General features: G+C 69.7%; 18 protein-coding genes. 10 read left to right on the top strand and 8 right to left on the bottom strand.

Annotated elements, in window-relative coordinates:
* Nucleotides 1–5: 5 nt before the first annotated feature.
* The 4 genes from K0H49_RS02630 to K0H49_RS02615 all read right to left on the bottom strand — a co-directional run bounded on the left by K0H49_RS02630 (nucleotide 6) and on the right by K0H49_RS02615 (nucleotide 5504).
* Complete coding sequence (locus K0H49_RS02630; protein WP_219209592.1) at nucleotides 6–824, bottom strand: alpha/beta hydrolase; 819 nt, start codon at nucleotides 822–824, stop codon at nucleotides 6–8.
* Between the two features lie 23 nt (nucleotides 825–847).
* Nucleotides 848–1687, bottom strand: a complete 840-nt coding sequence (locus K0H49_RS02625; RefSeq protein ID WP_219209591.1) for a proteasome-type protease — start codon at nucleotides 1685–1687, stop codon at nucleotides 848–850.
* Nucleotides 1688–1713: 26 nt separating this feature from the next.
* Nucleotides 1714–4311, bottom strand: coding sequence for a DNA mismatch repair protein MutS (gene mutS / locus K0H49_RS02620; RefSeq protein ID WP_219212977.1), 2598 nt, complete (start codon nucleotides 4309–4311; stop codon nucleotides 1714–1716).
* A 323-nt stretch (nucleotides 4312–4634) separates the two neighbouring features.
* Nucleotides 4635–5504: a MurR/RpiR family transcriptional regulator gene (locus K0H49_RS02615; protein WP_219209590.1), complete on the bottom strand. Its 870-nt coding sequence runs from the start codon at nucleotides 5502–5504 to the stop codon at nucleotides 4635–4637.
* A 126-nt stretch (nucleotides 5505–5630) separates the two neighbouring features.
* On the opposite strand from K0H49_RS02615, the gene K0H49_RS02610 reads away from it, so the two are divergent.
* Nucleotides 5631–6626: a Bug family tripartite tricarboxylate transporter substrate binding protein gene (locus K0H49_RS02610; protein ID WP_219209589.1), complete on the top strand. Its 996-nt coding sequence runs from the start codon at nucleotides 5631–5633 to the stop codon at nucleotides 6624–6626.
* A gap of 4 nt (nucleotides 6627–6630) precedes the next feature.
* On the top strand, nucleotides 6631–7578 hold the full coding sequence (locus K0H49_RS02605; RefSeq protein ID WP_219209588.1) for a succinylglutamate desuccinylase/aspartoacylase domain-containing protein: 948 nt from the start codon (nucleotides 6631–6633) through the stop codon (nucleotides 7576–7578).
* Here the strand turns inward: K0H49_RS02605 and K0H49_RS02600 are convergent.
* From K0H49_RS02600 to K0H49_RS02590, 3 genes are read right to left on the bottom strand one after another with little or no spacing between them, the layout of a single operon-like run.
* A complete protein-coding gene (locus tag K0H49_RS02600) occupies nucleotides 7575–7892 on the bottom strand; it encodes a DUF3325 domain-containing protein (protein ID WP_219209587.1) in 318 nt (105 codons plus the stop codon). The two genes, K0H49_RS02605 and K0H49_RS02600, sit on opposite strands and share 4 nt — an antisense overlap.
* Nucleotides 7885–9567 carry a PepSY-associated TM helix domain-containing protein gene (locus tag K0H49_RS02595; RefSeq protein WP_219209586.1) on the bottom strand — a complete coding sequence of 561 codons (1683 nt, stop codon included), beginning with the start codon at nucleotides 9565–9567 and terminating at the stop codon, nucleotides 7885–7887. Before K0H49_RS02595 ends, K0H49_RS02600 begins: the two co-directional genes overlap by 8 nt.
* Before the next feature lie 12 nt (nucleotides 9568–9579).
* Complete coding sequence (locus K0H49_RS02590) at nucleotides 9580–9876, bottom strand: iron uptake protein (RefSeq protein WP_219209585.1); 297 nt, start codon at nucleotides 9874–9876, stop codon at nucleotides 9580–9582.
* A 364-nt stretch (nucleotides 9877–10240) separates the two neighbouring features.
* Between K0H49_RS02590 and K0H49_RS02585 the strand changes: the two genes are divergently transcribed.
* The 8 genes from K0H49_RS02585 (at nucleotide 10241) to K0H49_RS02550 (ending at nucleotide 18826) form a co-directional block, all read left to right on the top strand.
* Nucleotides 10241–11044: a hypothetical protein gene (locus K0H49_RS02585; protein ID WP_219209584.1), complete on the top strand. Its 804-nt coding sequence runs from the start codon at nucleotides 10241–10243 to the stop codon at nucleotides 11042–11044.
* 127 nt (nucleotides 11045–11171) lie between these two features.
* Nucleotides 11172–12176 (top strand): MsnO8 family LLM class oxidoreductase, encoded by a 1005-nt coding sequence (locus K0H49_RS02580; RefSeq protein ID WP_219209583.1) that lies wholly within the window; start codon nucleotides 11172–11174, stop codon nucleotides 12174–12176.
* 38 nt (nucleotides 12177–12214) lie between these two features.
* Entirely contained in the window at nucleotides 12215–13561 is a 1347-nt protein-coding gene (locus K0H49_RS02575; RefSeq protein WP_219209582.1) for an LLM class flavin-dependent oxidoreductase, read from the top strand.
* Complete coding sequence (locus K0H49_RS02570; protein WP_219209581.1) at nucleotides 13561–14097, top strand: GNAT family N-acetyltransferase; 537 nt, start codon at nucleotides 13561–13563, stop codon at nucleotides 14095–14097. Before K0H49_RS02575 ends, K0H49_RS02570 begins: the two co-directional genes overlap by 1 nt.
* Nucleotides 14094–15902: an amino acid ABC transporter permease/ATP-binding protein gene (locus K0H49_RS30885; RefSeq protein ID WP_219209580.1), complete on the top strand. Its 1809-nt coding sequence runs from the start codon at nucleotides 14094–14096 to the stop codon at nucleotides 15900–15902. The genes K0H49_RS02570 and K0H49_RS30885 overlap by 4 nt, the downstream gene beginning before the upstream one ends.
* Before the next feature lie 34 nt (nucleotides 15903–15936).
* On the top strand, nucleotides 15937–16857 hold the full coding sequence (locus K0H49_RS02560) for an ABC transporter substrate-binding protein (protein ID WP_219209579.1): 921 nt from the start codon (nucleotides 15937–15939) through the stop codon (nucleotides 16855–16857).
* A gap of 5 nt (nucleotides 16858–16862) precedes the next feature.
* Nucleotides 16863–17810, top strand: a complete 948-nt coding sequence (locus tag K0H49_RS02555) for an ABC transporter substrate-binding protein (protein WP_219209578.1) — start codon at nucleotides 16863–16865, stop codon at nucleotides 17808–17810.
* Entirely contained in the window at nucleotides 17798–18826 is a 1029-nt protein-coding gene (locus tag K0H49_RS02550; RefSeq protein WP_219212975.1) for an LLM class flavin-dependent oxidoreductase, read from the top strand. The genes K0H49_RS02555 and K0H49_RS02550 overlap by 13 nt, the downstream gene beginning before the upstream one ends.
* Here K0H49_RS02550 and K0H49_RS02545 read toward each other — a convergent pair.
* Nucleotides 18823–19341: a hypothetical protein gene (locus tag K0H49_RS02545; RefSeq protein WP_219209577.1), complete on the bottom strand. Its 519-nt coding sequence runs from the start codon at nucleotides 19339–19341 to the stop codon at nucleotides 18823–18825. The genes K0H49_RS02550 and K0H49_RS02545 overlap by 4 nt on opposite strands.
* Nucleotides 19342–19355 lie beyond the last annotated feature (14 nt).

Genomic DNA, 19355 nt, shown 5'->3' with positions numbered 1-19355 from the left:
GACGGTCAGAGCAGGTTGCGCAGCGAGGCTTCCACCGCCGCGGCCGACGCGATCGGCTTCTCCATCGGGAACAGGTGCGTGCCGTCGAGCATCGCGATGCGCCCGCGCGTGATGCGGTCGGTCATGGCCATGCCCACGCGCCGCATCTCGACCGACTGGCGTCCGCCCACGAAGGCCACGCGGCATTGCAGCGGGTTGGCGCGCAGCAGCGCACCGAGGTTGTGGGGCAGGGTGTCGTAGATCGCGGTCTCGACGTCGCGGTCGAAGCTCAGGGTCAGCGCCTCGGCCGGGTCTGCGGCAGCGGGCGCATCGAGCATGCCGTGCTCGATGTAGTCGCGCAATACCTGCTCGTCCCAGCGCGCGAACGCCTTCTTGGCGCGGAAGTGGGAGAAGGCGGCCTCGCGGTCGTCCCAGCGGTTGCGCCGCTTGCGGCTCACCGCGCCGGGCGAGACGGTCTTCATCAGCGCGGTGCGCTTGACCAGGCCCAGCGTGTTGGCGCGCCAGCCGCCCACCAGCGGCGAGTCGAGCATGACCACGCCGCGCGCGAGCGTCGGGTGGCCCGAGGCGCACATCAGGCTCAGGAAGCCGCCCAGCGAATGGCCCACCAGCAGCGCCGGCTGGCCCGCTTCCTTGACCACGCCGCGCGTGAAGTCGGCCAGCTGCGCGACCAGGTGCGGCCAGTTGTTGGTCACCGGGTACTTCGGGTCGTGCCCGAACTTCTCGATCGCGTGCACGTCGAAGCCGCGGTTGCGCAGGCTGTCGAGCATCACGCGGTAGGTGCTCGCCGGGAAGCTGTTGCCGTGCGAGAAGACGATCGGAGGCATGGCCATCGGATGCGGGCCCGGACCTAGATCAGCTTTTCGTCGGGCGTGGAGATCTTGCGCAGCGGCGCGTGGCGCGTGGCCGGCATCATCAGCGGGTGCTCGGTGAAGCTGCCGTCCCACACCGGGTCCTCGATGCTGTCGAACACCTCGCGCAGCTTCTGGCCCCAGCTGTTGTGCATCATCTGGTAGTAGGGGTTGTTGGCGTCGAGGCAGACGATCTTGTCGGTGCGCAGCCGGCCGGCTTCATACACCACCAGGTCCAGCGGCAGGCCCACCGAGAGGTTGGACTTCATGGTCGAGTCCATCGACACCAGCGCGCACTTGGCGGCCTCGTCGAGCGGGGTGTCGGGCGCGAGCACGCGGTCGAGCACCGGCTTGCCGTACTTCGATTCGCCGACCTGGAAGTAGGGCGTCTCGTTGGTGGCCTCGATGAAGTTGCCGGCCGAGTAGACCAGGAACAGGCGCATGCCTTCGCCCTTGACCTGGCCGCCGAAGATGAAGGACACGTTGAAGTCCACGCCCGCATGCTTGAGCGCTTCGGCGTCGCGGTCGTACACATGGCGCACCGCCGAGCCGAGCACGCGCGCGGCGTCGAACATGCTCTTGGCGTTCCAGATGGTGATCGGCGCGCCGGGCTCGCCGTTTTCCTGGACCTCGCGCACCTCCTCGATCTGCAGGATCTCGCGCACCGACTGCGAGATGCTCAGGTTGCCGGCCGACAGCAGCACCATGACGCGGTCGTCGGGCTGCTCGTAGACGATCATCTTGCGGAAGGTGCTGATGTGGTCCACGCCCGCGTTGGTGCGCGAGTCCGAGAGGAACACCAGGCCGGCGTTGAGTTTGATGCCTACGCAATAAGTCATGAGGTCTTCGCGCAAAACAGGCCGGCTCAGCTTCGGCCTCCTTCGCGCGCATTGAGTTTTTGAAGGGCGTACAGCGCCTCGAGCGCCTCGCGGGGGCTCATCGCATCGAGGTCGAGCGCAGCCAGGGCGGATTCTACGGCGCTGTCCTCGGGCGTCTCGGCCACGGGCGGCGGCGCGAACAGATCGACCTGGGCCCGGGTCTGGGTCTGCTGGGCCTCGAGCGCCTCCAAGGCCTGGCGCGCATGGTTGACCACCGCGGCCGGCATGCCGGCCAGCCGCGCCACCTGGATCCCGTAGCTCTTGCTTGCCGGCCCGGGCTGCATCTCGTGCAGGAACACGATGTCGCGGCCCGATTCGGTCGCGCTCACATGCATGTTGACCGCGCCGTGGTGCGTGGCCGGGAACTCGGTGAGCTCGAAGTAGTGGGTGGCGAACAGCGTGAAGGCCTTGGTGCGGTCGTGCAGCTGCGCGGCGATGCCCGCGGCCAGCGCGAGGCCGTCGAAGGTGCTGGTGCCGCGGCCGATCTCGTCCATCAGCACCAGCGACTGCGCGGTGGCACCGTGCAGGATCTGCGCGGCCTCGGTCATCTCGAGCATGAAGGTCGACTGCGCGTTGGCCAGGTCGTCGGCCGCGCCGATGCGGGTATGGATCGCGTCGATCGGTCCGAGCCGGCAGGCCGCCGCGGGCACGTGCGAGCCGATGGAGGCCAGCAGCACCACGATCGCGATCTGCCGCATGTAGGTCGACTTGCCGCCCATGTTGGGGCCGGTGATGACCTGCATGCGCTGCTGCGGCCCGAGCTGGGTGTCGTTGGCGATGAAGGCGCCGGCCGACTTCTCGGCCAGCCGCGCCTCGACCACCGGATGGCGGCCCTGCGCGATCTCGATGCAGGGGTGCGAGACGAAGCTCGGCGCCTTCCAGTGCAGCGTGTGCGAACGCTCGGCCAGCGCGCACAGCGCGTCGAGCGTGGCGATGCCTGCGGCCAGGGCGGTGAGCGCGTTCACATGCGGCTGCAGCGCGTCGAGCAGCTGCTCGTAGAGCCACTTCTCGCGTGCCAGGGCGCGGTCCTGCGCGCTCAGCGCCTTGTCCTCGAAGGTCTTGAGCTCGGGCGTGATGAAGCGCTCGGCGTTCTTCAGCGTCTGGCGGCGGCGGTAGTTGTCGGGCACCTTCGACAGCGCGCTCTGCGTGACCTCGATGTAGAAGCCGTGCACGCGGTTGAACTGCACCCGAAGGTTGCTGATGCCGGTGCGCTCGCGTTCGCTCGCTTCGAGCTTGAGCAGGAACTCGTCGCAGTTCTCGCTGATCGCGCGCAGCTCGTCGAGGTCGGCATCGTGGCCGGTCGCGATCACGCCGCCGTCGCGCACCAGCGCGGCCGGGTCGGGCTTGAGCGCCGCGACCAGCAGCTCGGCGCAACCCGCGGGCGGCGACAGGCGCTGCGCGATCTGCTGCAGCAGCGCAGCCGCGCCAGGCAGGGCGGGCGCGAGCTGCTCGGCCTTGGCCAGCGCCAGGCGCAGCGCCACCAGTTCGCGCGGACGCACTTGGCGCAGCGCGATGCGCGCCGCGATGCGCTCGACGTCGCTGGTGTTCTTGAGCTGTTCGCGCAGCGTGCGCCAGGGCGCGCTGCTGCCGCCGAGCGCCGGCGCCTGCAGCGCGCCGATCGCATCGAGCCGCGCCTGCGCCTCGCCGCGCTCGCGCCGCGGCGACAGCAGCCAGCGCTTGAGCAGGCGGCTGCCCATGCCGGTCATGCAGGTGTCGAGCAGCGAGAACAGGGTGGGCGAATCCTCGCCGCGCAATGTCTGCACCAGTTCGAGGTTGCGCCGCGTGGCGGGCGGCAGCTCGATCAGGTCGCCGTCGCGCTCCACCGTGAGGCGCTGCAGGTGCGGCAGCGCGCGGCCCTGTGTGTGCTCGGCATAGCCCAGCAGCGCCGAGGCCGCGGCATGCGCGTTGCCCAGCGCCTCGGCGTTCCAGGCCGACAGGCTGGCGCTCGCGAGCTGCTCGCAGAGCTTGCGTTCGCCCAGCGCGCCGTCGAACTGCCAGGCCGGGCGCACCGACAGCGTGAAGGGCTGGGCCGCGCGCGCGGCCTTGAGGCGGTTCTCGAAGGCCGGCGTGACCTCGGCGCTGTAGAGCAGTTCGCTGGGCGCGATGCGCGCGATCCAGGCTTCCAGCGCATCGGCCGGGCATTCGGCCAGGCGCAGCTCGGCGCCGGTCACGCTGAGCCAGGCCAGGCCGCAGAAATTGCGGCTGCCCGCATGCACGGCCAGCAGCAGCGATTCGCTCTTGTCGTTGAGCAGCTCGGCATCGGTCAGCGTGCCGGGCGTGACCACGCGCATCACCTTGCGCTCGACCGGGCCCTTGGTGGCGCCGACCTCGCCCACCTGCTCGCAGATCGCGACCGACTCGCCCAGCTTGATCAGCCGCCCGAGGTAGGCATCGACCGCATGGAAGGGTACGCCGGCCATCATGACCGGCTGGCCACCCGACTGGCCGCGCTGCGTGAGCGTGATGTCGAGCAGGCGCGCGGCCTTCTCGGCGTCGGCGTAGAACAGCTCGTAGAAGTCGCCCATCCGGTAGAACAGCAGGGTGTCGGGATGGTCCGCCTTGAGGCGGAAATACTGCGCCATCATGGGCGTGTGCTGCGCGAAGTCGTCCTTCGCCAGCGTCGGGTCCGGCAGGCTTTTCTTGCCCGCACCGCGGATCCCATTGGAGTTCATTGCACTCGCCTCGGTCATTGTTCGCTTGTCTTCACTGGTCCGCGCCGCGCGACGTTCGCGCTTGCGGCGTCGGCGCTTGGCCTGTCGATTTGAAAGGGGGTACCGGGTTGCTTCCGACCTGTGGAGTGCAGCACCGGAGCGCTCTTGCTGCGGTGCCATGCCCGCGCCGCAGAGCGGCGGTAGCCCGGCCACACATTATGGTGGACGGGGGCCAGGCCTTCCGAGAGCGCGGGCGCTCAAATGTCCGCTTCCTTCCAGTGCTTGGCCCACAGTGCCTCGCCGCGCTCCAGCGCCGCGCCCAGTTCCTTCTTGCGCCGCTGCGCCACGGCCATGACCAGCGCGTTGGCCACCGAGAGCGCGGCGGTGTAGGAGTCGAAGGGCGAGGCGCTCGAGGTGCGCACCAGCAGCACATGGTCGGCCGAGGCCACGGGTGGGGCGGTGGGCACGTCGGTGATCACCACCACCCTGGCGCCGTGGTCCCGGAAGTACTTCGCGGCGCGCGTGATCGCCAGCGAGTGACGGCGGAAGGTCGGGGCCAGCAGCACGTCGTGCTCGCCGATCCACAGCATCTCGTCCTCGATGAACAGCGGGCCGGTCGACGACATCAGCCGCACGTCGGGCAGGCACAGGTTCAGGTGCAGGGCCAGGTGGCTGGCGATCGGGGCGCCGTGGCGCTGCCCCAGCACGTGGACGCGCGCCTTGCGCTGCGTGAGCAGGCGCACCGTGGCCTCGAAGGCGGCCACGTCGAGCGCGGCGAAGGTGGCGGCCAGGTTGTGCTGGTCGTGCAGCAGCACGTTGTCCAGGCAGGAGCGGATGGAGGTGTCGTCGCCGATCACGGCGCTGGCGCGGGTGCCGGGCGTGGCGAGCAGGGCCGTGACCTCCGAACGCGCTTCCATCTGCGCTTCGGCATAGCTCGCATAGCCCAGCTTGGCGAGCAGCCGCACCACGGTGGAGGCGCTGGTGTCGACCTGCCTTGCCAGCTGGCTGGCCGATTCGAGCAGGCCCTGCGGGTGGCGGGCCTGCAGTTCGGCGATCAGCCGCTGCTCGCTCTTGGTGAGCTTCCGGTCGTAGCCGGCGATGCGTTGGTTGAGGTTCTGGGTGGCCATGGGGGATTGTGAGCAAACTGCCTGCCTTCCGATTTTGAAGACTTCATTGCAATTTGAAAAATAAAATGAAAAAATCTCTTCAAATAATCTTCTTGCTCTCTTTCCACTCTTTCTGGACACCACGCCATGCGCTCCTTCTCCGACGCTTTCACGCTGCGCCGCCGCAGCCTTCTGGGCATGGGCCTGGCCGCCGCGCTGCCCCTGGGGGCGCATGCGCAGTCTTTCCCGTCCCGGCCGGTCACGCTGGTGGTGCCTTTCCCCGCGGGCGGCTCGGTCGACCTGATCGCGCGGCTCTACGCCGAGCCGCTGGCCAAGGCGCTGGGCACCTCGGTGGTGGTGGACAACCGCGCGGGCGCCGGCGGCTCGATCGCCAGCGCCCAGGTGGCGCGCGCCAAGGCCGACGGCTACACGCTGGTGGTCTCCTCGCAAAGCTCGCACCTGGCCAATCCGCTCACGCAGGCCAACACGGGCTACGACCCGATCAAGGACTTCGCCTCGATCGCGCAGCTGGCCCGCACGCCCAACGTGCTGGTGGTCAACCCGGCGGTGCCGGGCAAGACCTTCAAGGAGTTCCTGGCCCATCTGAAGGCGAACCCCGGCCAGCTCAATTTCTGCAGCGCGGGGCCGGGCAGCATGGGGCAGCTCAATGTGGAACTGCTCAGGAACGCGGCGCAGTTCAACGCGGTGCACGTGCCCTACCGCGGCGGCGGCCCGCTGGTCGCGGCGCTGATGGCCAACGAGGTGCAGTTCGGCCTCGACAACCTCGCGCCCTTCCTGCCGCAGATCCAGGCCGGCAAGCTGCGCGCGCTGGCGGTGGCCGCGCCCACGCGCCTGTCGGTGCTGCCCGATGTGCCCACCTTCGAGGAGCTGGGCTACCCGGTGGTCAACGCCACCTCGTGGATCGGCCTGGCGGCACCGGCCAGGACGCCGCCCGAGGTGCTGGCCGTGCTCTACAAGGCCGTGCGCACCGTGGCGGAGCAGCCGGCCATGCTGGAGGCGCTGCAGTCGCGCGGCGCATTGGCGCCCGAGGCGCTGTCGTCGGCGCAGTTCACCGCCATGATGTCGGAGCGCCTCGCGGTGTACGGCGAGCTGGTCAAGCGCGCCGGCATCAAGGGGGAGTGAGGCTATGACGACCTTCGTTCCCGACAGCTCGCCGCTGGAGGTGCTGCCGCGCGACCTGTCGGCCTACCGGCAGGGCAACACCGGCATCGACTATGTGCACCGCTTCGCATCGGGTCGGCCCGGCCCCCATGTGCTGGTCAACGCGCTGACCCACGGCAACGAGATCTGCGGCATGGTGGCTGCCACGCATCTGCTCGACACCGGCGTGCGCCCCCAGGTCGGCACCCTCACGGTGAGCTTTGCGAACGTGGAGGCCTACGAGGCCTTCGACCTCGAGCGGCCCTACGAGAACCGCCAGCTGGTGCACAACCTCAACCGCATCTGGTCGCCCGCGATGCTCGACGGTGCCGAGCAGAGCCCCGAGCTGCGCCGCGCGCGCGAACTGCGCCCGGTGCTGGCCGCGGCCGACAGCATCCTCGACATCCACTCCACGCGCGCGCCGGTGCAGCCCTTCTGGGTCTACCCGGAGTTCGAACGCAATGCCGCGCTGACGCTGGCAGTGGGCAGCCCGCTGGTGCACCTGGTCATGCCGCCGGGCGCTGCGCCGGGCACGGGCGTGATGTCCTATGCGCGCCATGGCGATGCGGCCGGTGACAGCCTCGGCGCCGTGGTGGTGGAGTGCGGCCAGCATTTCAGCCAGTCGGCGGCCGATCTCGCGACGGACGTGACGCTGCGCTTCCTCGCGCACCACGGGCTCATCGATGCGCGGCCCGCAGCTTCGGCCGGCGCGCCCGCGCGGCGCTTCCGGCTGCTCGCGGTGCACATGGTGAAGACCCCGGGCTTCGCCTTTGTGCGGCCGGTGATCGGCTTCGAGACCTTCGCCAAGGGCGAACTGATCGCGGTGGATGCGGGCCAGGAGATTCGCTCGCCCTGCGACGACTGCACGATCTTCATGCCCACGCGCGACCCGGTGGTGGGGCGCGAGGGCGTTTACCTCACGGTGCAGATCTAGGAAGTCCGTCGGCCGGTCAGCAGCCCCAGCCACCGCGCCCGCCAGCTCAGCGTGAAGGCGATTGCCAGCGCGGAGCCGGCCAGCGTCATGAACCAGACCAGGAAGGCCATCGACGCGTGGTCGACGCGCAGGCACAGCGCCAGCGACACGGCCAGGCCCGCCACGCCCCCCACGCGCAGCAGCTTCACCACGCCGGGCGAGGCCGGCCGCGGCCCGAAGACCTGTTCCCAGTGAACGTCCATCGCCAGGGCCAGCCAGCCCAGGCCCGCGAGGTTGGCCGCCAGGGCCAGCAACAGCAGCACGGCATCAGGCACGGGCGCGCTCCCGCGCCAGCGCGGCGCTCGAGGCCACCGGCGCGCCGGCGCGTCGGCCGAGCTTGCGTGCCACGGCGATCGCGATGGCGGCGCTGGCCAGCAGGAACAGGTCGACGCCGGCCACGGGCCAGTAGCGCTCGCCGAGCGTGCGCAGCAGGTGGTCGCCGGTGGTGGCCCAGTTCAGCAGCACGGCCGTGACGGCCAGCGCGGCGATGGCCCCGCATTGCTCGGCCCAGGCCGGCGCCATGCGCGCCTCGGCCACGGGCGCGGTGCGCCACAGGCCGTGCAGGCCGGCCAGCACCCAGGCGCCCCAGAAGATGTACTTCTCGGCATCGCCCTTGCCGGGCCAGCCCGCGGGCATCACGTCGGGCAGCAGGCGGTTGCCGATCAGCATGGCGAGCGCGGCGACCAGCATGCCGGTGACCGTGGTCACGGCGAAGCCGTCGACCCAGCGCGCGCCGCCCTTGCCCTGCTTGGCGTGCTGGCGCTTGCGCTTCTCGACGAAGAAGATGAAGCCGGTCGCGATGCAGGCGCAGCCCGCGAGGCCGCCCAGCACGTAGAGCCAGCGCAGCAGCCAGTGGCGGAAGTGCTGCAGGTGCAGGCCGGTCAGGAAGGTGTTGATGCTGGCCACGGGCGTGAGCGGCGGGTCTTCGCGCAGCAGCTCGCCGGTCGCGGCCTTGAAGTGCATGCCCTCGCCGGTGAGCGCGATGCGGTCGGTGCCGGCGCGGTACACACTCACGTAGCTGTTGGCATCGCCCACGTGCTGCACGCTCAGGAAGCCGACGTCGCCCGCCATGTCCTTGGCGGCCCAGCGGCGCTGGGCCTCGGCCACCATCGCATCGACCGAGGCCAGCGGCCCGGCCACGCCCGCGCGATCGTGCGGCAGGCCGGTCTCGAGCGCCTCGTGCTTTTCGTGCATCTCGTGCAGCGGCTCGAGTTGCGTGTGGGTCACCGGGAAGTAGATGCCGCCGAAGATCACCAGGCCCGAGAAGGCGAAGATGAAATGGAAGGGCAGGGCCACCACGCCCGTGAGGTTGTGCAGGTCGAGCGCGCTGCGCTGCGTGTGCTTCTTCGGCCTGAAGGTGAAGAGCTCGCGGAAGATCTTGCGGTGCATCACCACGCCGCTGACCAGTGCCACCAGCATGATCAGCGCCGCGAAGCCGACGATCCAGTAGCCCAGGTTCTTCCACTCGAGGTGCAGGCTGTAGTGCAGCGGGTAGAAGAACTGGCTGCCGATCTTGAGATGGTCGTCGGGCAGCGACTTGCCGCTGCGCGGGTCGATGGTGCGGGTGCCGAAGACGCCGTCTTCGGGGTCCTTGGCGTTGGGCAGTTCATAGCTCGAGAACAGGCCCAGCACCGGATCGCGGTGGGTGGTGTAGGCGCCCCAGCTCTTGATGACCGGGAAGCTCTCGGCCATCGGGCCATTCACGCGGCTGCGCGCCTGCGCGATGCTCTCCGGGCTGGCCTTCATGTCCTGGAACACGGGCAGCAGCACCTTGTCGAAGGAGGGCATGGGCTGCGGCGCGAAGCGCGATTCGGGAATCGCCCAGCGGTCGATCTCGCGGTCGAACACCGACAGCGAGCCGAAGAAGAACACGACCATCAGCACGAAGCCCAGCACCAGGCCGAACCAGGTGTGCAGCCAGGCCATGGTGAGGCGGAAATTCTGGAACATGGTGGGATGTCCTTAGAGCAGGGCGCGCTGCACGAGCCAGGCCGCGCCGGTCATGAGGGCGCCGCCGCCGGCCAGCACCAGCCACACGCGGGCCAGGCTGCGCGCGCTGAAGGCCCAGAGGAACACCCCCAGGAAGACGATGAAGCCGAGGATGTAGCCCAGCGCTTCGGCGTCATGGAATTCCATCTTCGCGGCGAACAGCAGGCCGATCAGCAGGGCGATGAAGCCCCAGGTGAAGGCGTAGCCGCCCAGCATGCCCGCGGCGATGCGCGAGGCGAGGTGGACGCGGGACAGGGTCGAAGCGGTCATGGTCGTTGTTCAGGAACGGGCGCGGCAGGCGCGGGCGGTCGCTGCGACAGGCTGGCTTGGGAAGCGTGGCTGACCTGTGATCTGCGGAAGCGGCGTGATTATCCCCGACCCTCGGCGCACAGCGCGCGGTATGCATGCGCTTCGTAGGGGCAGCGTGCGCGCGGGTCCCGCGTCATCGTCGTGAAAGTCCTACACGTCGCATCGGCATGCGCGCATGCGGTCGACAGCCTGGCGGCCCGAGGATCGACATCTCCCCAGGGAATACCTCCACCATGCACAGGGATGCGAATTCCGCAGACCCTGACGACCCCCAGAGAAAGCTCACGCCGTCATGCCCCTGTCCCTGTCGTCCCCGCCATCCTCGATGCCCATCGGTCGTCTCTGTACGCTGGCCGTGTTGCTCGGCACCGCCTGGTTCGCCGCCACACCGGCCGCCGCCCAGGTCTCGCCCGCACTCGATCGCTTCAGCCTGTCGGTGGGCGCCTTTCATGCCGAGCCGACTTTTGGCGCGCGCTTCGACACGCCCTACGGCCGGCTCGATTCCGGCGACGTCAAGCGCGATGCCGTGACCATGCCGCGGATCTCGGCCGACCTGCTGCTGTTCGACAGCCAGGGCCTGTCCTTCGACTACTACCGCTATTCGCGCAGCTACTCGCAGAGCGTCGGCGGCAACTTCACGGTGGGGCCAAACCAGGTCGCGGCGTCGGCCGATGCCACGCTCGACACCAAGATCGAGTTCGCCAAGCTGGCCTACAAGTGGTGGATCGGTTCGGGCAACACGGTGGTCGGCCTCGGTGCCGGTGCCGCGTACTACCGGGTCGGGCTCGACGCGCGCGCCAATGCCACGGTCAACGGCACGACCGCGGCCTTCAGCACCAGCCAGAGCGAGGACGCGATCGCGCCGCTGCTGGAGGTCGGCGTGCGGCATGCGCTCACGCCCGACTTCCGCCTGTTCGCCGATGCCTCGGGCGTCTGGAAGAACGGCGGCAAGGTGCACGGCAGCATCTACAACGCGGCCGTGGGCGTCGAGTGGTTCCCGATCAAGAACGTCGGCCTGGTGCTGTCGTACGGCGTGACCGACATCGACCTGAAGCGCGACGACACCATCGACACGCGGCTGCGCGTGAAGCTGCAAGGGCCGAGCGCCTTCCTCAAGGCCCGCTTCTGATCCGGTCCCCCGCAGGCCTCGACCCTGCAATCCGCAACTATCGATAGAGGAATTCAGCGCAAGCGGTGCGCGCAAGGCCCCAGAGAATTCGCAGCAATTCTCTCCGGGGCGTCTTTCGCCGCACACCGTGTCCTATTCGCTGTCCCTGCTTGACAAGAGCCTGATCCCTGAAGGCGCCGAAGCCGCGCAGGCTTTCCAGCACACCGTGGCGCTGGCGCAAAGCGCGGAGCGGCTGGGCTACCGGCGCTACTGGCTGGCCGAGCACCACGGCAACAGCAGCTATGCAGGCTCGGCGCCCGAGGTGCTGGCCGCGCATGTGCTGGCCAGGACTTCGCGCATCCGCGTCGGCACCGGCGGCGTGATGCTGCAGCACTACAGCCCCTTCAAGGTGGCCGAGACCTTCCGCGTGCTGGCCTCGCTGGCGCCGGGCCGCGTGGACCTGGGCATCGGCAAGGCACCGGGCGGCCTGCCCCTGACCAGCAAGGCGCTGCAATGGCTGCACGATCCGCTCAGGAAGAAGGAAGACTTCGCGCTTCGCCTGGCCGAGCTCGATGCCTTCCTGTACGACGGTGTCGCGCCCGACCACGCGCTGGCCGGCGCGCTCGCCCGGCCCGAGCCCCCGCAGCCGCCGCAACGCGTGCTGCTGGGCGGCAGCCCCGACAGCGCGGTGCTGGCCGCGCGCCTGGGCTGGCAGTTCGTCTATGCGGGGCACTTCAACGGCGACCCGGTGAACCTCGCGCAGTCGATCGCGGCCTACCGCGCCGAGACCGGCCGCGCCCCGTGGCTCGCGCTCTTCGCCTTTGCCGCGCCGACGCACGCGCAGGCCGCGGCAGCGGTCGGTGCATTGCGCAGCTTCCGCGTGTACCTGTCCACCGGCCAGACGGTCAACCTGCCCAGCCTCGAGGCCGCCGCCGAGTTCGCGCGCCAGGCCGGCGTGGCCGACTACCGCACCGAAGAGCGGCGCCCCCACGTCATCGCAGGCACCGGCGAAGAAGTGCGCGATGCGCTCGATGCGTTGAGCGAGCAGCACGGCATCGAGGAGTTCGTCATCGACATCCCGGTCGCGGACTTCGCGGCGCGCCACGCGTCGATCGAACTGCTGGCCGCGGCGCGCGACCGCGTGCCGGCCTGAGCCGTACCCCCATACACGAGACAAAAGGAAAGTTCGCCATGAGCAACATTCCCTTCGGCGTCATGCTGCAAGGCGCGGGCAGCCACATGAATTCCTGGAAGCATCCGGGCGGGCCGGCCGACGCCAGCGTCAACCTCGACTTCTTCATCGGCACGGCGCGCAAGGCCGAGGCAGCCGGCATCGCCTTCGCCTTCGTGGCCGACGGGCTCTACATCAACGAGAAGTCGATCCCGCACTTCCTCAACCGCTTCGAGCCAATCTCGATCCTCTCGGCGCTGGCCGTGACGACCTCGAAGATCGGCCTGGCCGGCACGGTGTCCAGCTCGTACAGCGACCCGTTCACCGTGGCGCGTCAGTTCGCCTCGCTCGACCTCATCAGCGGCGGCCGCGCGGGCTGGAACGTGGTGACCACGCCGCTGGAAGGCAGCGCGAAGAACTACAGCCGCGCGCACCCCGAACATGCCTTGCGCTACGAGATCGCCGACGAATACCTGGCCGTGGCGCAGGGCCTGTGGGACAGCTGGGACGACGATGCCTTCGTGCGCAATCGCCAGAGCGGCCAGTTCTTCGACCGCGACAAGCTGCACACGCTCGACCACAAGGGGCGTTTCTTCGAGGTGGCGGGGCCGCTCAACATCCAGCGCTCGCCGCAGGGCCAGCCGGTGATCTTCCAGGCCGGCTCCTCCGACGCGGGCATCGGCCTGGCCGGCAAGTACGCCGACGCGGTGTTCACCCATTCGCCCTCGCTCGACGAGACGCGCGGCTTCCTGCGCCAGGTCAAGGCCAGCGCGGTGGCGCAAGGCCGCCAGGCCGGCGACGTGAAGATCTTCCCCGGCATCGGCCCGGTGGTCGCGGCCACCGAGGAAGAGGCCGAGGCCAAGTACCGGCGGATCCGCGAACTGCTGACCATCGAGGAGGCACTGGCCTACCTGGGCCGCTTCTTCGACCACCACGACTTCGGCCAGTACGCGCTCGACGAGGCCTTTCCCGAACTCGGCGAGCTCGGCCGCAACAGCTTCCGCTCGACCACCGACCGCATCAAGGCCAACGCCAGGGGCAAGGGCCTGACGCTGCGCGAAGTGGCACTCGAAGTGGCGACGCCGCGCACCCAGTTCGTGGGCACCGGCGAACGCATCGCCGACGAGATCATCCGCTGGGTGGACGAGGGCGCGGCCGATGGCTTCATCCTGGGTTTTGCGGTGCTGGGCCAGGGCCTGGACGACTTCATCGAATTCGTGCTGCCGGTGCTGGAGGCGCGCGGGCGCTACAGCCGCACGCTGCCCGGGCAGACGCTGCGCGACCACCTGGGCCTGCCGCGCAAGGCGAGCCGCCATGCGGCCGCGGACCCCGCGATTCCGACGGCGCCGGCACGGAGGGCCGCCTGATGCACGAAGCCTTCGTCTACACCACGCCGCTCGATCCGCGCGCACAGCCGCTGCTCGACGAGCTGGCCTTCGAGTACGACAGCCGCTACGGCGACGTGCTGCGCGAGCCCGGCGAGCCGCGCGAGATGGAGCGCTACCCGGCGCATCTGTTCGCGCCGCCCCATGGCAACTTCGTGCTGCTGCTGCGCGATGGCGTGGCGGTGGGCGGCGGCGCGTTCATGCGCCACGACGAACGCACCGCCGAGCTCAAGCGCATGTGGACCCACAGCGCGCTGCGGCGCCAGGGCCTGGCGAGCAAGGTGCTGCTCGAACTGGAGGCGCAGGTGCGGCGCCAGGGTTATGAGCGCATCTACCTGACCACCGGCTTTCGACAGCCGGAGGCCGTGGGCCTGTACCTGGGCCACGGCTACACCGCGCTGTTCGATCCGCCCGAGGACCCGGAAACGCCGCGCAAGCTGCCCTTCGAGAAACAGCTGCAGGTGGCGCGCCCGTCGGCCCGGATCGCGCCGCAGCAGGCCGAGGCGGTGCAGCGATGAACACCACCGTCCTCGACGGCGAGGCCGCACCGGCGCGCGTGCCGCCAGCGCCGCGTGCCGCACCCGCCGCGCCGGAAAAAGGCGACTACTCGCACTTCCGCATCGTGCCGGCCCGCTACCCGGCGCGCACCGTGGGCACGGTGTTCGCGGCGGCGGTCATCGCGGTGGTGCTGTATTCGACCCTGACCAACCCGCGCTGGGGCTGGGGCGTGTTCGCGCAATGGTTCTTCGCCGAGCCGGTGCTCGAGGGCCTGGGCCGCACGCTGCTGCTGACGGCGCTGGGCGCGGTGCTCGGCTTCTTCTTCGGCACCGGGCTGGCGCTGGCCCGCGTGTCGCGCTCGCCGCTGCTGTCGAAGCTGTCGTGGGTGTTCACCTGGATCTTCCGCTCGATCCCGGTGATCGTGCTGCTGCTGATCATCAACAACCTCGGCTATCTCTACGAGACGGTGACGCTGGGCATTCCGGGCACCGATGTCACCTTCTTCTCGTACCCGACCACGCAGCTGATCAGCCCTTTCGTGGCGGCGCTGCTGGGCCTCACGCTGAACCAGGCGGCCTTCGCGTCGGAGATCGTGCGCGGCGGCATCCTGTCGGTGGAACAGGGCCAGCTCGAGGCCGCGGCGGCGCTGGGCCTGTCGCGCAGCCGGCAGTCGTTTCGCATCGTGCTGCCGCAGGCGATGCGCACCATCCTGCCCACGGCCTTCAACGACATCATCGGGCTGGCCAAGGGCACGTCCAACCTCTACATCCTGGCGCTGCCCGAGCTGTTCTACACGATCCAGATCATCTACCGGCGCAACCTGGAAGTGATCCCGCTGCTGATGGTGGCGACCGTTTGGTACCTGGTGATCCTCACGGCGCTGTCGGTGGTGCAGCACTATGTGGAGCGGCATTTCTCGCGCGGTGCCTTGCGCAACCCGCCGCGCTCGTGGCTCGGCGGTGTGCTGCGCGGGCTGTGGCCTTCGAAGGCGGCGGCGAGCGAGCCCGCGGCGCCGCCCGCCGCGGCACCCGCGCAGCTGCCGCGCTGGACCGATCCGCTCACGCAGGGCGGCGAGGTCACGATCCACGGCGTCTCGAAGCGCTTCGGCGCGCTCCAGGTGCTCGACGACGTGACGCTCACGGTGGGGCAGGGCAGCGTGACGGTGATCCTCGGCCAGTCGGGCTCGGGCAAGTCGACGCTGCTGCGCGCCATCAACCACCTGGAGCGCGTGGACGACGGCTTCATCGCCATCGACGGCGAGCTGATCGGCTACCGCCGCGATGCCGACACGCTCTACGAGCTGCACGAGAAGGAGATCCTCAGGCGCCGGGTCGACGTGGGCATGGTGTTCCAGAACTTCAACCTGTTCCCGCACCTCACGGTGCTGGAGAACATCGTCGAGGCGCCGGTCTCGGTGCGCGGCCTGTCGCGCCCCGACGCCGAGGCGCTGGCCTCCGAGCTGCTGCGGCGCGTGGGCCTGGCCGACAAGACGCATGCCTACCCGCGCCAGCTCTCCGGCGGCCAGCAGCAGCGGGTGGCCATCGCGCGCGCGCTGGCGCTCAAGCCCAAGGTGCTGCTGTTCGACGAGCCCACCTCGGCGCTCGACCCCGAGCTGGTGGGCGAGGTGCTGGCCGTCATCAAGGAGCTGGCGCGCTCGGGCACCACGCTGCTCATCGTCACGCACGAGATCGGCTTCGCGCGCGAGGTGGCCGGCACCATCGTCTTCATGGAGCGCGGCCGCATCCTCGAGACCGGCACGCCCGAGCAGGTGTTCAACGCGCCGAAGCATCCGCGCACGGCCGAGTTCCTGGCCAAGGTTCTCTGATCCTTTTCTTTTCCTTCTTCACTGCATCGCACCCATGACCCCTCGACGAAACATCCTGTCCGTTCTGCTGGCGGCGCTGCTGCTGCCGCTGGCCGCCGCCGCCCAGACCGCACCCGACCTGAGCCCCGAGCAGGCGGGCCGCCCGCGCGCGCAGAAGAACGAGGAGGCGGTGGCCCTGGCCAGGGACTTCAAGTTCCAGAAGGAGGGCGTGCTCGTCGTCGGCACCACCACCGGCCGCCTGCCTTTCGCGGCCTATGCCACCGACACCAGGACGCCCGTGGGCAACGCGCCCGACATCGCGCAACTGGTGGCCGACAGCCTGGGACGCCGGCTGGAGCTGGTGTCCACCACCTGGGGCGACTGGCCGCTGGGCCTGCAGTCGGGCAAGTTCGACCTGGTGGTGTCCAACGTGACCGTGACCGAGGAGCGCAAGGAGAAGTTCGACTTCTCGACCTACCGCAACGACCAGATCGGCATCTACGTGAAGTCCGACAGCAAGCTGGGCGCGATCAAGGAACCCAAGGACATCGCGGGCCTGCGCACCATCGTGCAGGCCAGCACCAACCAGGAGCAGATCATCCTGCGCTGGAACAAGCAGAACGTGGCGGCCGGGCTCAAGCCCATCGAGCTCCAGTACTACGACGACGATGTGGTGCAGCGCCTGGCAATCCAGTCGGGCCGCGCCGACATCTACGTGGGGCCGAACGCCATCGCGGCCTACGAGGCGCGCGACGGCAAGACCCGGCTGGCCGGCGTGTTCTCCGGCGGCTGGCCGCTGAACGCCGAGATCGCCGTCACCTCGCGCAAGGGCTCGGGCATCGCCGAGGCGGTGACGCTGGCGCTGAACACGCAGATCAGGAACGGCAACTATGCCAGGACGCTGTCGCGCTGGAGCCTGGAGTCGGAAGCCATCCAGACCTCGCGCACCAACCCGCCCGGCCTGCCGAAGAACTGATGACCATGGCATTCCTCCGGAGCACTCCCGTGGCGTGGTTCGCCCGCGGCCTCGTGGCGCTTGCGCTGATCACCGGCGCGGCGCAGGCCGCCGACAAGTTCGACTTCAGTCCCGAGCAGCCGGGTCGACTGCGCACGGCCAAGGACGCCGAGGCCGTGAAGGCGATCCCGGCCGACTTCAAGTTCGTGAAGCCAGGCGTGCTGACCGTCGCCATCGCGCCCTTCGCGCCGCCCATCTCGACCTATGCCACCGACGCCCGGACCGTGGTGGGCTTCGACGCCGACTTCGCGCTGCTCGTGGCCGACACCCTGGGCCTGAAACTCGAGCTGCTGCCCATCGCCTGGGCCGACTGGCCGCTGGGCCTGAGTTCGGGCAAGTACGACGCGGTGATCTCCAACGTGGGCGTGACCGAGCAGCGCAAGGAGAAGTTCGATTTCTCGACCTACCGGCTGGGCCTGCACGGCTTCTACGTCAAGGCCGACAGCGCCATCCAGAGCATCAAGGAACCGAAGGACATCGCGGGCCTGAAGCTCACGACCGGCGCGGGCACCAACCAGGAGCGCATCCTGCTCGAGTGGAACCGGCAGAACGCCGCGGCCGGCCTCAAGCCCGCCATCATCCAGTACTACGATGACGATGTGACGCGCACGCTGGCGGTGGTCACGCAGCGGGTGGAGGCCAACTTCAACCCCAACGCGCCGCAGGCCTACGAGGCCGCGAAGAACGGCCAGATCCGGCTGGTCGGCACGGTCAACGCGGGCTGGCCGTTGAAGTCCGACGTGGCGATCGCCACGCGCAAGGGCAGCGGCCTGGCCGTGGCGCTGACCGCGGCCACCAACCAGCTGATCCGCAACGGAAGCTACGCGAAGACGCTGGCGCGCTGGAGCCTCGCGGAAGAGGCGCTGCCGAAGTCGGAGACCAACCCGCCCGGCCTGCCGAAATTCGCGCCGTGAGCATCCGGCACCTGGCCTTCCTCACGCCCGGCAACTATGCCGAGGCCGACCCGCTGGCGGGCCTGGAGACCGCGCTGGGCCTGTTCGAGCTCGGCGAGCGGCTGGGCTTCGACGGCGCCTGGGTGCGGCAGCGGCACCTGGAGCGCGGCGTGTCCTCGGCCGCGACCTTCCTCGCCGCCGCCACGCAGCGCACCCGCCGCATCGAACTGGGCGTGGCCGTGATCCAGATGGGCTACGAGAATCCCTTCCGCCTGGCCGAGGACATGGCCACGGTCGACATCCTGTCGCGCGGCCGGCTGCAGGTGGGCCTGAGCGCGGGCGCGCCGCCGCATGGCGCGCTGCTGGGCCAGCGTTTCTACGACGCGCCGCCGAACACAGTCGACTTCAGCCACAAGCGCGTGGGCCGCTTCAAGGCCAACCTCGAAGACACGCTGCTCGGCGACGCCCAGACCTTCGTGGAGTCGGCCGGCGGGCGCGTGCGGCCGCAGGTGCAGCCGCATGCGCCGGGGCTGATCGACCGGCTCTGGTACGGCGGCGGCTCGCTGCGCTCGGCCGAGTGGGCGGGGCGCAACGGCTTCAACCTGCTGCAGGGCAACGTGCTGACGGGCGAGACCACCGACGACTTCCTCACCGCGCAAGGCGGCCTGGTCGCGCGCTACCGCGCCAGCGAGACCGGCGAGCGCAAGGGCCGGGTGGCGCTGGGCCGCGTGATCGTGCCGCTCGACGGTGCCGATGCCGCCACCCGCTGGCGCTACCGCGCCTTCGCGGCCGGGCGTGTGGAGCGCACGCTGGCGCCGCAGGGCGAGCGGCGCACGTTGTTCGCGGCCGACCTGGTGGGCACGTCGGACGAGATCCTGGAGCGCCTGCACCGCGACCCGGTGCTGCCGCAGGTGGACGAGCTGCGCGTGGAGCTGCCCTACAACTTCAGCGGCGAGGAGTACGCGCAGATCCTGAGCGACCTGTCGCTGCGCGTCGCACCGGCGTTGGGATGGCGGGGCGGCGTGAATGCGTCCTAGCTGTCGCCGCGCCGCCGACGCGCCACCTTCACCGCATCGAACCAGAAGTCGACATTGAAGCGCTGGCCGGTGGTCGCCATGCGGGCGCTCTGGATCGCATGCAGCGGCACCACACGCGCCTGGCCGGGCAGGTCGCCGTGGCCCACGATGAAGCGCCGTCGCAGGTCGACCTGTTCGATCTGCAGCGTGCATTCGGCCTTGTGCCCCTGCGGGTCGCGGTAGCGCAGATGGATGCGCGGCCGCTCGTCGACCACCGCGTGCCCGCCCTTGCCCTGGATGAACCACTCGGGAAGGGTGTCGGGGGCGGCGCTCTGTGGGCGGCCCAGGCCGTCGCGCACCGTGGGGATTTCGTTGGGCAGGTGGCCCGCGCGCACCCGCGCGGCCTCGATGCGCCGCCGCGCCGAACGCCGCATCGCGATCCAGCGCCAGCCCCATCCACCGAGGGCCAGCAACAGCAGCAGCCCGCTCGCGAGCCGCAATTGCGCGTTGTCGAAGAGGTCGAGTCCGAAGCCCATGTGAAAGCTCCTTT

Origin of the sequence: Variovorax boronicumulans (assembly GCF_019352895.1) — a bacterium.
GTDB classification, from domain to species: Bacteria; Pseudomonadota; Gammaproteobacteria; order Burkholderiales; family Burkholderiaceae_C; genus Variovorax; species Variovorax boronicumulans_A.
Note: the sequence above shows the minus strand (reverse complement) of the source record. Positions and strands in the feature narration are given on the sequence as shown.